Origin of the sequence: Pseudomonas agarici (assembly GCF_900109755.1) — a bacterium.
In the GTDB taxonomy this organism is placed as follows: domain Bacteria; phylum Pseudomonadota; class Gammaproteobacteria; order Pseudomonadales; family Pseudomonadaceae; genus Aquipseudomonas; species Aquipseudomonas agarici.
The window spans coordinates 73,478-86,004 of the sequence record NZ_FOAR01000012.1; the positions used below are offsets into that span (position 1 = coordinate 73,478).

Consider the following 12,527-nt stretch of genomic DNA (forward strand, 5'->3'; position numbering starts at 1 on the left):
CGCTCCCATTCAGATCTTCAGTTCCACCTCTCCCAGATGCCCGCCATAGGGCCCGAAACTGCGCTCCAGCAGATGCCGCGTGCCATCGGCATTGACGATCAGCGCGGTACTGGCCCGAGTGCCATAGCTCGGACTGGCGATAAACACACTCGACAGTAGACTCTCTGTCACCACCCCGACGCCGGTGTCCGGCAGTTCGGCAAAGGGCGCTGGTGCCGGATCGCTCAGTAAGGCGAGCAGGTTCTCTGGCCGGGGATCGTGCAAGGTCTGCGACAGCGCCGCCCTGGCTTTGAGCAACTTTGGCCATGGGGTATCGAGCCCCGCATTGGACAAGCCGTAAACGCCTTCAGTCAGTTGGCGTGGCTCAGCCTCATGGGAGTTGAAATGCCACAATTGGTCAGTTGTGCCTAACAACAGGTTAAAACCGGCATACTCCGGCGATTGTGCGGAAATTTCAGCGAGATAATCCTCAGCCGCCGTTTCCTCCATCAAGAACCGAGCCACCAGTTCGCCCCGAGAGCGGTGGGCCGGCGATTGATGGGGATTGCGGATATTGGTCAGCGCGGCAAAGCGCTGGCCGACGCCTACGCCGAGCCACGTACCGCCAGCCTCCAGGTCGCGCCCGGCGTGAACCTGCGGTGCTTGCGGCCATTGCGCCAGCGCCAGGCTGGGGCGGGCATAGAATTCGTCACGGTTGGCGGCGACAATCAGCGGTTGGGCATGGCCTGGGCGCCAGGCGAAGACAATCAGGCACATCAGGTGGTTCCTCGGCATTTTTGCCCACTCTACGCAGAGTGTCGGTCGTCATCCAGTAGAGAGGAGCGGCATGCTTCCGTTACCATGGCGGTCTTGTTTTGGGGCACTGGTGGAGTTTCTGCTCTATCGGGTATTGGGCGCATGCTGGCCGGCCTTGTTTGGCATTGCCCTGAGCCGTATGTTGTTTGTTTGCTTCGGCGTGCAACTGGCCACAAGTCGTTGCCGTGGTTGCTCAAACGGTTGTTTGGCGGGCTATTGTTCTGTGTCGGGATAAAATTCCTGACCCGAGTCTCAGGCTCGGTTCAGTCTTTCGGGCGCAATATTGGCTTAACACGCGAGCCGCAACATGGCACGCCGATCCGGGTGCCGATAAACCGCAAGGACCCTGAATTTTCTACTCTATCGAGGAGTCGCAATGCTGCCTTACCCGCAGATTGACCCGGTGGCCCTGGCCATCGGCCCGCTGAAAATCCACTGGTATGGCCTGATGTACCTGGTCGGTATCGGCGGGGCCTGGCTGCTGGCCTCCCGACGCATGAACCGTTTCGACCCGACCTGGACCAAGGAGAAACTCTCCGACATGGTGTTTTGGTTGGCCATGGGGGTGATCGTCGGTGGGCGCCTGGGTTATGTGCTGTTCTACGATCTGTCGGCTTATATCGCCAACCCCACGTTGATCTTCGAGGTCTGGAAGGGGGGCATGGCCTTCCATGGTGGCTTTATCGGCGTGATGCTGGCCGCCTGGTGGTTCGGTCGACGCAATGGCAAGTCGTTCTTCGAGTTGATGGACTTTGTCGCGCCGATGGTGCCGATTGGCCTGGGGGCCGGGCGTATCGGCAACTTCATCAATGCCGAACTGTGGGGCAAGCCCAGCGATGTGCCGTGGGCGATGGTCTTCCCGCCGTTCAGCGACCCGGCGCAACTGCCACGCCATCCGTCGCAGTTGTACCAGTTCGCCCTTGAAGGCGTGGCGCTGTTCGTGATCCTCTGGCTGTTCTCGCGCAAGCCACGGCCAACCATGGCAGTGTCCGGCATGTTCGCGTTGTTCTATGGGGTCTTCCGTTTTATCGTCGAGTTCGTCCGGGTGCCGGATGCGCAGCTTGGCTATCTGGCGTTCGGCTGGGTGACCATGGGGCAGGTTCTCAGTCTACCGATGATCCTCGGTGGCCTGGCGCTGTTGTGGTTCGCCTATCACCGCCAGCCGAGCACGCCGACCACGAAAGACGCCGCGCTTTAAATTCGGATCGGGGCCTGCGGGCCCTGTATTCAAGGATGCAATAATTCATGAAGCAATATCTCGATCTGGTTGCCCACGTCATCAACAACGGCACCAAACAGGCCAACCGCACCGGCGTGAACACCATCAGCTTGCCGGGGGCGATGCTGCGTTATGACTTGCAGGATGGTTTTCCGGCGATCACCACGCGCAAGATGGCCTTCAAATCCGCCATCGGCGAAATGTGTGGCTTCCTGCGTGGTGTCAACAATGCCGCCGGGTTCCGCGAGCTGGGCTGCAAGGTCTGGGACCAGAACGCCAACGAAAACGCCCAATGGCTGGCCAACCCGTTTCGCCGGGGTGACGATGACCTGGGCGAAATTTATGGCGTGCAATGGCGCCAGTGGCCGGCGTACAAGCAGATTGCGCTGAGCAATCGCGCGGCCATTGAGCAGACCTTGAACCAGGGCTACCGGCAGATTGCCGAAGGCGAAGAAAACGGCCAGGCCTATGTGGTGCTGTACAAGGCTATCGATCAGGTGCGCCAGTGCCTCGACACCATCATCAACGATCCTGGCAGTCGACGCATCCTGTTCCACGGCTGGAACTGCGCGCAACTGGATGAAATGGCCTTGCCGCCGTGCCACCTGCTGTATCAGTTCCACCCGAATGTGCAGACGCGAGAAATCTCCCTGACCCTCTATATCCGTTCCAACGATTTGGGCCTGGGCACACCGTTCAACCTGACCGAAGGCGCGGCGTTGCTGAGCCTGATCGGTCGCCTGAGCGGTTATACACCGCGCTGGTTCACCTACTTTATCGGCGATGCCCATGTGTATGAAAATCACCTGGACATGCTCAACGAACAACTCACCCGCGAGCCGTTCCCCATGCCGAAACTGGTCATTGCCGAGCGCGTGCCGGAGTTTGCCAAGACCGGCGTGTACCAACCGCAGTGGCTGGAGCTGGTGGAGCCGGGGGACTTCTCCCTGGAAGGCTACCAGCACCATGCGCCGATGACGGCACCGATGGCGGTTTAAGCCGGGCCGAGGGAGCCATTTGGCGGGTTGGCGGCTTTATCCACTCGCCACGGCTCAGTGTCCGTGACTCCTCGCGACATGCGAATGCTCTTCAGCCGGCAGCACGCTGCCGCTGACTTCCAAACGTCGCAAAATCCCGCACTGGTCGACATTCGGTCCTTCGCCGCAGCGCTGGCGCAGGTCGAGCAGTTGCGCTTGCAACGCCAACAACCCATCGATGCGCGCCTTGACGTGATGGATGTGCTCGTCGATTAGCGCATTGACGTTTTCGCATTGGTCCTGCGGGCTGTCGCGCAGGCTCAGCAAGCTGCGGATTTCCTCCAGCGTCATGTCGAGGCTGCGGCAGTTGCGGATAAAAGTCAGGCGCTCCACATGCGCCTGGGTATACAGGCGATAGTTGCCCTCGCTACGTGCCGGTTCCGGCAGCAGGCTTTCTTTCTCGTAATAGCGGATGGTTTCCACCGGGCAGTCGGTGAGTTTCGCCAGCTCGCCAATTTTCATCGTTCGATCTCCCAGCAGGGTGCTTGACCCTATAGTGACTACAGGGTGTTCACTTGGCAACAAGCACCTTCAGGGAGGTCCCCATGAACGACTCCATTCATAGCCATCGCAAGATCAACGCCGATCACGATCACTCTTGTTGTGACGGTCATGCCCATTCGTCGGTGAAGATGCCGCCTCAACAGGCCTCTTGTTGCTCGGGTGCCGCCGCGCCAACGCTGATCAAGCTCGGCACCGCCACCAGCGCCACGGCGCGCCTCAGTCGTTTCCGTATCGAAGCAATGGACTGCCCGACCGAGCAGACGTTGATCCAGGACAAGCTCGACAAGTTGGCAGGGGTGCAGCAACTGGAGTTCAACCTGATCAACCGCATCCTCGGCGTGACCCATGATTTGGCCTCGACCGCACCGATTGTCGAGGTTATCAAGTCACTGGGGATGCAGGCCGAGCCGCTGGAGAGCGGCAGCGAAACCACGGACGTGTCCGCGGCCAAAAAATCCTGGTGGCCGCTGGCGGTTTCCGGGCTGGGCGCGCTGGGCGCCGAAGTGATTCACTTCACCGATGCCGCGCCGACCTGGGTGGTGGCGAGCATCGCCTTGGTGTCGATCCTCAGCGGCGGGCTGGGCACCTACAAGAAGGGCTGGATTGCCCTGAAGAACCGCAACCTGAATATCAACGCACTGATGAGCATCGCCGTCACCGGAGCCGTGTTGATCGGCCAGTGGCCGGAAGCGGCCATGGTGATGTTCCTGTTCACCCTGGCCGAATTGATCGAAGCGCGGTCGCTGGATCGGGCGCGCAACGCCATCGGCAGTCTGATGCAGATGGCCCCGGAGCAAGCCACCGTGCGCCAGGAAGATGGTAGTTGGCTTGAGCGCGAGGTTAAAAGTATCGAGCTGGGCGCCCTGGTGCGAGTGCGTCCGGGCGAGCGCATCGGCCTGGATGGCGAGGTGGTCGATGGCAGCTCCAGCGTCGATCAGGCGCCGATCACGGGTGAAAGCTTGCCTATCGAGAAGCACCCTGGCGATAAGGTCTTCGCTGGTACCATCAATCAGTCCGGTTCCCTGGACTATCGGGTCACGGCGGTCTCGGGTCATTCGACCCTGGCGCGGATTATCCATGCGGTCGAGCAAGCCCAGGGCGCCCGCGCGCCAACTCAACGTTTCGTCGATAGCTTCTCGAAGATCTACACCCCGGCGGTGTTCGCCTTCGCCCTGGTTGTGGCGGTGATTGCGCCGCTGTTTCTGGGTGGCCTGTGGTTTGACTGGATCTATCGGGCTTTGGTGTTGCTGGTGGTCGCTTGTCCTTGTGCATTGGTGATCTCGACGCCGGTAACGATTGTCAGCGGCCTGGCGGCGGCGGCGCGCCAAGGTATCCTGGTCAAAGGTGGGGTGTACCTGGAAGGCGGTCACAAGCTCGATTACCTGGCGCTGGACAAGACCGGCACTATCACCCATGGCAAGCCAGTACTGACCGACTTCCTGGCGCTGGAGCCACTGCTGAACGAGTCGGCCCCTGCCATTGCCGCCAGTTTGGCGGCCCGTTCCGATCACCCGGTGTCCCAGGCGATTGCCCAGGATGCGCGGGAGAAACAGCTTGCATTGCGGGAAGTCGAGGCCTTTGCCGCTCTGGCCGGGCGCGGCGTGCGCGGTGAAGTCGGCGGTCGGCTTTATCATCTGGGCAACCACCGCCTGGTGGAGGATCTGGGCCTGTGCTCGCCGGCACTGGAAGACAAACTCTTCGCCCTGGAGAGGCAGGGCAAGACTGTCGTGCTGCTGCTCGATAGTTCCGGCCCGCTGGCGTTGTTCGCCGTGGCCGATACGGTCAAGGCTTCCAGTCGCGAAGCCATCCTCCAGTTGCATGAGATGGGTATCAAGACCCTGATGTTGACCGGCGACAACCTGCACACCGCCAACGCGATTGCGGTCCAGGTGGGTATCGATGAGGCGCGTGGCGACCTGCTGCCGACCGACAAACTACAGGCTATCGAAGCGTTGTACGCCAAGGGGCATCGGGTCGGCATGGTTGGCGACGGTATCAACGATGCGCCGGCCCTGGCCCGCGCCGAGATCGGCTTTGCCATGGCGGCGGCCGGCACCGATACCGCCATCGAAACCGCCGATGTCGCCTTGATGGACGACGATTTGCGCAAAATTCCGGCTTTTATTGGCCTGTCACGACAGACCGCGGCTATCCTCAAACAGAATATCGTGCTGGCCTTGGTCATCAAGGCGATCTTTCTGGCGGTAACCTTCCAGGGCCTGGCGACCATGTGGATGGCGGTGTTCGCCGATATGGGCGTTAGCCTGCTGGTGGTATTCAACGGCCTGCGCCTATTGCGCAAATAGCCGATGAGAGGCTGATGTGTCGAATGCCGAGCGACAGGCTGGTCTAACCGGGCGGCATCACCCAGGCGACAAGAAATTTCGGCCTCAGCCAGCCCGCTCATCGCGGGCTCGGCTCGCCAACCGATTGGTTGGCTGAGGCTTATCAAGCCCTATCGCTCATTGGCAGCTTTTGTGCCTTGTTGTCACATGGCCTACGCATTCGCCCCCTAACATGAGCCTCATCCATTTGATGAGGTCCGTCCATGGACCACTCGATCACCGCCGCCTCGGCCAATCCAAGCACGCCGACGAGGGCGCGCGGTGTATTGCCGTGCCGCAGGGTTGGCTTCGAGTGCCGGGACGATGGCGGGCTGTGCCTCGGCAACCGCTGTCGTTGAGCCGCTTAGGTCGAGATGAATAGCGTTACTGTGTTGGGAGAGCGTTGATGAGCGGTATCGAACACGTGCTGGACGAAGTCTTTGACCTGTACCAGCGGTTTGGCAGCACCGATTATATTGGCGAACCGGTTTCGCAGTTGGAACACATGTCCCAGGCCGCGCAACTGGCGATGGCCGAAGGCTTCGACGATGAAGTGGTGTTGGCGGCCTTCTTCCACGATATCGGGCATATCTGCCCGTCCGTCGGGCAGCCGGTGAGGAATATGGGGGGGTATGGCGTCGTCGGTCATGAACGCCTGGGCGCGAATTATCTGCGTCGGGCCGGTTTCAGCGAACGGCTGGCTCAACTGGTCGAGTATCACGTGCAGGCCAAGCGTTATCTGACATTAACCGATCCCGGGTACTACGAGCGTTTGAGCGAGGCGAGTCGCCGTACATTGGAATACCAGGGCGGCGTGATGACGCTGCAAGAAGCCCAAGCTTTCGAGCTTGACCCTTTGTTCGGCGTGAGTCTGCGGATGCGCCAGTGGGACGAACAGGCCAAGCAGCTACGGGTTCCGGTGATTGATTTGCAGGTCTTGAGAGACAAGGCGCAACACTTGCTGAGCGAGACTGTGATTCATACTACAACGCACGACGCATAGTGCTGGCTGGCGTAGTGATTATTCGGGCGTGGGATGTTCGGTGGGTCTTATAGTTGCTTTCCTTGCTGGTTGAGAGAATGGCCGCGCACTCCGGCAATGCCTTCGGGCCTGCGGGGTGCGATGAAATTCAAGTCGGATAGCGTGTTCGGCCTGATGTGTTTTCATAACTCGATCAGTGAGGTATCCCGATGGACGATATTAAGCAACAAGACAATGCCCCTCAGGAAATGACCCTTGAGGAAACCATGGATATCCGCGGAGCCGGTTGGTTCTCCGATGCGGGGGCGTGGATGGACGGTGCGGTCGAGACGGCCAACAAATTTTTCAAGATGATTGGTTCGGCAGTCAGCTGATAGCGATTACCGATACGCTACGGGTTGACGTAGTGGCACTGGACGGGGCAGGCCGATGGCCTTGCCCCGTTTGCTCGATGCCTGGTCAATGGCGAACCTCCCCTGTACGGATTTACTTATGCTCGAGTGGGGGACGGTGTCCCCGAGGTCAGCGACCCGGCCGCTGATTTTCGGTGGAGTAACGGGTGTCTTTTTGATCGCGGTACTGGTGCTGTTGTTGGCCGGCAACTATGTGAGAAAGGAAGAAGTGCAAGGGCGGGTGATGACCCGCGATGTGGTTCGTATCGCCAGTGAGAGGGCGGCTCATGTCGACGAGATGCTGGTCGGTTCCGGCGAGTCGGTCAAGCGTGGCCAGCCGCTGATTCGCCTGCGCACGGTGGCTCCGGAAAACTTCGAGGCCGACGGCGATCAAGCCCTCTCGGTCAGCAATATCGAACGCTTGCACAAGCTGCTCGATGAGCTGGTGGCGGAGGAAAACCTGGCCCGATCCGCTCACGCCGCCCAGCAAGACCTTCTGCAACGTCAGCTTCGTCAACTGGATCAGGACCTGGCGCTCAACAGCCGGATCGGGCAATCGATCCAGCGCCGGGTCGGCGTTGCCTTGGATGAACGACAGCGCCATGCACAATTGGCCGGCCAGGGCGCGGTTTCCGGCTCTGCCTTGGATCAGGCGGTGGTGGCGCATGAGTCTGCCCTGGAAGACCAGGCCAGCAACGAGCTGGCGCGGGCCAGCACCCAGCAGCGCAGCCTGGAGTTGCAGCAGCGTGTCAGCCAGGCGGAGCAGGACCTGGCGGCGCGCCTGGGGCAGTTCGCCCGCCAGCGCAATGAGTGGCTGGAACGTCTGGAGTTGCTGGAACAGAACCAGGGACATGTATTGCTTTCTCCCGTGGCGGGTGTCGTGGATACGGTGGCGGTATTTGCTGGCGACAGGGTCGAGGTTGGGCAGCCAATGATGCTGTTGCGTGTGGTTCAGCCTCGCCATCCTCCGCTTCGGGTCATGCTCGACGTCAACTCGTCGGCCATTGGTTTCGCCACACCCGGTACCGAGGTGATCTTGCGTTTCGATGCTTTTCCATATGAGCGTTACGGCGTTGTCAAAGGCGCTATCGTTCATCGTTCTGCCAGCACCTACAAAGCAGCGGTTCCCGACGCGGCCCATGATGATTCGCGCGAAGTGCCCACGTATCTGGTGGAGGTAAAACCGGATTTCAGTGCCACCCACACCCGTATCCGCGAGGACTGGCTCAAGGATGGCATGACCCTCAGGGGCTCGTTGAGTCTGGAGCGCACGAGCCTGATGGAGTGGTTGTTTCTGCCCCTGCGCAAGGGGCTTGAGCGCAATCCTGGCTTTTGGCGATCCGAGCGCGCCGGAGCACCGATCACGGACGAGTCGACATGAGCCACTTCAAGTCACTATTGCGCGATGCCATGGCACGTTCCGGACAGTGGCTGCGCAAGCGTGTGCCGGTGATCTTGCAGGATGAAATATCCGAGTGTGGCCTGGCCTCCATTGCCATGGTCGCCGGCTACCACGGCAAGCACTTGGCCTTGCGTCAACTGCGACGTGATTACAGCGTGGCACGGGACGGGATGTCGCTGTTCCAGGTCATCAAGGTATCCGACGAGTTGGGTTTTACCTGTCGCCCCTTGAAAACCTTGCTCGATGGGCTCAAACAGTTGCGCACACCGTCGATCCTGTTCTGGAACAATCGGCATTTCGTGGTGTTGGAAGCGGTGGGGAGAAAAGGCCTGCACCTGGTCGACCCAGCCGTGGGGCGGCGTTTCTACACCTGGGAAGAAGCGCTACCGATGTTCAGCGGGGTCGCCCTGGAAATGCTGCCGGGCCTGACCTTCACCCTTCAAGCCGGTGTCAAGGCGCCGGCATCGCTGGGTTGTGCCAGCTTACTGGGCAAGAACCCCTGGCTCTTGCGCTATTTGATTCCCATGGGGTTGCTGTCGGTGGTGGGCTATATCGGCGGTATTGCCGCACCGAAGCTGTTTTCCTTGACGATCGATGAGGTGGTCGCCAAAAACGATGAGGATTTCCTATACCTGATCCTATACGTCTTCGGCGGGATTTTTCTGTTCAAGACCGTTGCCGCCTGGCTGCGGGCGGTGCTGGACGCCCAGCTCCGGGTCGCATTGACACAGGATCTGTCGACCGGTGTCGTGGCCTGGTTACTGCGCCTGCCCTTGGGCTATTTCGAGCGTCGTGCCCCAGGCGACATCCTGCGGCGCACCCAGGCTGCGGACAAGGTGTTTCTCCCTTTCACCTCGGGATGGATGGACTTGGGCATCGATAGCCTGTTTGGCCTGGTCTTCCTGATACTGATGGCGCTGATCAATCTCAAGCTGGCGGGTCTGTCCCTGGCGTTGTGCCTGCTGTTTTTTCTCTTTCGTGGTTTGACCTTGCCGTTGATGGAAATGCGCCACAAGGCCTCCATCGAGGCCGAGACGCGGCGCAATGTCACGCTGTTGGGTGTGCTCGGTGGTATCGAGTCGATGAAGCTCTATCGCTACGAAGCGGTGAAGTTGGCGTCTTGGAGCAATCGGCAGGCGGACACTGAAACGGCCCGCGCCGGGGTCCAGCGCATGCAGGCGATGAACCAGGTGGTGCATGACGGCTTGTCCCACGGTCATTCCTTGCTGGTCAGCGCGCTGGGCGCCCTGGCGGTGTTGAACGGCGAGAACAGCATCGGCGACCTGTTTGCCTTTGTGTTGTACAAGGACATGTTCATGGCGTGTTCCTTCAAGCTGGTGGATGGCTACATGAACCTGCGGCTGGTGAAGGTTGAGCTCGGACGGCTGGATGACATCGTCGACGAGCGCCCGGAACCGTTCGAGTCCTGTGCCTACAGCAGCAGCCCGCTTGGGCAGCGCGAGGCCATCACCTCCATTCGTATGCAGAACGCACAATTCTGCTACAGCTCGTTCGAGCGCCCGACCTTCGACAAGGTGGATTTCACCCTTGAGGGGCAAGGGGCGAAGATCGCCATTCTCGGCCCCTCGGGCTGCGGCAAGAGCACCTTCCTGAAAGTCCTGGCCGGCTTCTATCCGCTGAGTGACGGGTCGTTGCGCATCAACGGCCAGGCCATGCGCCATTTCGGCCTGCGCCGCTATCGCCAGGGCGTGGCGTATGTCATGGCCCAGGGCGAGATTGTCGACGGCAGCCTGGTTGACAATATCGTGATGGACGATGAACTCGACGGCCCCTGGTTGCAGGCGTGTGTCGAGCAAGTGGGCCTGCTCCAGTGTGTATTGCAGCTGAGCAATGGTTTCAACACGCAACTGGGTTCGGTGGGCATTCAACTGTCGTCCGGGCAGCGGCAACGCTTGCTGATTGCCCGGGCCTTGTATCGACGGCCACAGTTGCTACTGCTCGACGAACCGACGGCCCATCTGGACCGAGTGTCGCGCGATGTGCTGATCGAGACGATTCGCAACTTGCCTTTGTCCTGTGTCGTGGTGACTCATGACCGGGAGGTAGCGGCTGCCTGTGCGACGATCCTGCAGATGGCCGAGGGCCGCCTGATACCGCTGGCGATAGTGGACGCATGATGGCTCGGGGCTTGAGTGGCCAGATGAAGCGCTGGTTGTTCTGGGCGCTGCTCAAGGCCAGGCTGCGCCGCCACGGGCTGATCGTCCTGGCCCAGCTCTTTCGGGTCAATGCACTGCGGGGAGTACTGGCGCGGGTGCCCGCCGTGCTGATGAGGCTACCCCGTCGCTGGCGGGGCGTGGGCTACAGTCGCAGCTATCAGAATCTGCAACTCTTTGATTTGTGTGCCGAGCGTTGCCGCATCCTGGCCTGCCAGCACAGCGCGATCCAGCTTCAACGTGGGCTTTACCAGCACCTTTATCAGAGTCATAAACCGGCACATTTGCGAGCCTGGATCAGGTCCATCGCGTGGTCCGATCCTGGCGATCACTGGCAACGCAGCCTCAGGCGGCGGACGATCATCGCCTTGCCCCATTGTGGCGAGTACTGGATGGCCGTGGCCGGCGTGGTCGAGCGACGGACTTCGCCGACGCGTTTCATTATCCCGATCTGGAACTTCAGGGACCCGTTTACCCATGGCTCGATCAAGCATCTCGAAGGCCTTGGGCACGTGATCGAGGTTCTCGACAGCAATGATCCGAGGACGGCGCTGGCCATTGCCCGAGGCGTGAAGCGGGGCGATCAGGTGATCATTTTCTGCGATTTGCCGGTCAGTCTCGGCGGCACCCGTTTTGGCGAGCCGATGGTGGGACGGTTTTTCGGGCGCGATGCGCAGTTTGTCAAAGGCCCGCTGTTCCTGGCCTCGAAACTGGGCTGCGACCTCCTGTTGGTGGGGCATCGCGTGCGCTTGGGGCAACGGGGCGAGTTGCGGGTGGTAGCGCGGATCGACCACGGCCCTCTGGACCAGATGCTGCCGCGTTGGGTCGAAGCGCTGGAAGGTTTCCTTCGCGAAGCTCCACAGGACTGGTTGTACCTGCCTGAGATGGAGGCTTTTTATCAGCGCCAAGCGTCCTCGAGCGAGCAGCGGCAGACGGATCTATCCACAGCCATTCGCCGCCATTAAGCGGTGCCGGGCAAGTGGGCGACGAACGTTTGGCTCCGGTGGGTTTCAAGCTGGCGTATGGCGCCGGCTCTCGCGATGTGCCTGGGTTTCCCACGAAGTTACGGGAGTTGTCGGCTGGAGCCCTGGTTGGCAATGGCCTTAGGCTGAAGAAACATTCATCGACAGGAGTCGTTATGCGTTACTTGAAAGCCATTGCCCAGGACCTTGGTCAAACCGGAAAGGCCAATACCGTATTGCTCAAATTCTACAAGGACATGCTCTGCCATCCGGACCAACAGTTGGGTATTGCCGTTGCGGTCGATCAGACGGGTGATGCCCGTGTCGATTTCGCCATGGCTGGCGACATTGACCAGGACGGCCGGTTTTCCTTGCGCGATCAGCATCTGTTCCGCGCATTCGCGGATGTTTTCCTGCAACTGAACTGGTTCAACCGGGGCGGCAATGAACAGCGTTACCTCAAGGTATTTGCCGAAAACTATCACAATGACGGCTCGCCGAATGTCGTCCAACTGGAGTTTTATAGGGATTGCGCCGCTTCGGGGGAGCAGACGCTGGTTTACCGGGCCGCCGGCTATGACGGTGATAACGACGGCGTCTTTGAATCCTTTACCAACGGTGACATCGATGGAAACGGTATTGCCAATAAAGCCGACAAAGAACTGATCCGGGCGCTGATCAAGAGTTTTCTGGCGTTTGAGGCTTGGAGTTCTCGCTCTCGCCGCGCATAGCAGAT

Annotated in this window: 11 protein-coding genes; 9 read left to right on the forward strand and 2 right to left on the reverse strand. The window is 60.3% G+C overall.

The features are described 5' to 3' along the window. Positions 1 to 9 precede the first annotated feature (9 nt). Positions 10 to 756: an NRDE family protein gene (locus BMX68_RS13090; protein ID WP_017130519.1), complete on the reverse strand. Its 747-nt coding sequence runs from the start codon at positions 754 to 756 to the stop codon at positions 10 to 12. A 415-nt stretch (positions 757 to 1,171) separates the two neighbouring features. Here BMX68_RS13090 and lgt point away from each other — a divergent pair, with 415 nt between their 5' ends. Then, positions 1,172 to 1,993 (forward strand): prolipoprotein diacylglyceryl transferase, encoded by an 822-nt coding sequence (lgt, locus tag BMX68_RS13095; RefSeq protein WP_017130518.1) that lies wholly within the window; start codon positions 1,172 to 1,174, stop codon positions 1,991 to 1,993. A gap of 47 nt (positions 1,994 to 2,040) precedes the next feature. Further along, the gene (locus tag BMX68_RS13100; protein ID WP_017130517.1) at positions 2,041 to 3,012 is read left to right on the forward strand and encodes a thymidylate synthase; all 972 of its coding nucleotides are present in this window, start codon (positions 2,041 to 2,043) and stop codon (positions 3,010 to 3,012) included. A 54-nt stretch (positions 3,013 to 3,066) separates the two neighbouring features. Here the strand turns inward: BMX68_RS13100 and cadR are convergent, their stop codons facing one another. Beyond that, positions 3,067 to 3,513 carry a Cd(II)/Pb(II)-responsive transcriptional regulator gene (gene cadR / locus BMX68_RS13105; RefSeq protein WP_017130516.1) on the reverse strand — a complete coding sequence of 149 codons (447 nt, stop codon included), beginning with the start codon at positions 3,511 to 3,513 and terminating at the stop codon, positions 3,067 to 3,069. 83 nt (positions 3,514 to 3,596) lie between these two features. Here cadR and BMX68_RS13110 point away from each other — a divergent pair, with 83 nt between their 5' ends. The 7 genes from BMX68_RS13110 to BMX68_RS13135 all read left to right on the forward strand — a co-directional run bounded on the left by BMX68_RS13110 (position 3,597) and on the right by BMX68_RS13135 (position 12,522). Beyond that, a complete protein-coding gene (locus BMX68_RS13110; protein ID WP_017130515.1) occupies positions 3,597 to 5,861 on the forward strand; it encodes a heavy metal translocating P-type ATPase in 2,265 nt (754 codons plus the stop codon). 424 nt (positions 5,862 to 6,285) lie between these two features. Continuing rightward, entirely contained in the window at positions 6,286 to 6,882 is a 597-nt protein-coding gene (locus tag BMX68_RS13115) for a phosphonate degradation HD-domain oxygenase (protein WP_017130514.1), read from the forward strand. 188 nt (positions 6,883 to 7,070) lie between these two features. Then, entirely contained in the window at positions 7,071 to 7,235 is a 165-nt protein-coding gene (locus BMX68_RS25935; protein WP_017130513.1) for a hypothetical protein, read from the forward strand. A gap of 193 nt (positions 7,236 to 7,428) precedes the next feature. Beyond that, positions 7,429 to 8,634, forward strand: coding sequence for an HlyD family secretion protein (locus BMX68_RS13120; RefSeq protein ID WP_017130512.1), 1,206 nt, complete (start codon positions 7,429 to 7,431; stop codon positions 8,632 to 8,634). Next, positions 8,631 to 10,793 carry a peptidase domain-containing ABC transporter gene (locus tag BMX68_RS13125; protein ID WP_017130511.1) on the forward strand — a complete coding sequence of 721 codons (2,163 nt, stop codon included), beginning with the start codon at positions 8,631 to 8,633 and terminating at the stop codon, positions 10,791 to 10,793. Before BMX68_RS13120 ends, BMX68_RS13125 begins: the two co-directional genes overlap by 4 nt. 23 nt (positions 10,794 to 10,816) lie before the next feature. Further along, a complete protein-coding gene (locus BMX68_RS13130) occupies positions 10,817 to 11,794 on the forward strand; it encodes a lysophospholipid acyltransferase family protein (RefSeq protein WP_017130510.1) in 978 nt (325 codons plus the stop codon). 173 nt (positions 11,795 to 11,967) lie between these two features. Further along, the gene (locus BMX68_RS13135) at positions 11,968 to 12,522 is read left to right on the forward strand and encodes a hypothetical protein (protein ID WP_017130509.1); all 555 of its coding nucleotides are present in this window, start codon (positions 11,968 to 11,970) and stop codon (positions 12,520 to 12,522) included. Positions 12,523 to 12,527 lie beyond the last annotated feature (5 nt).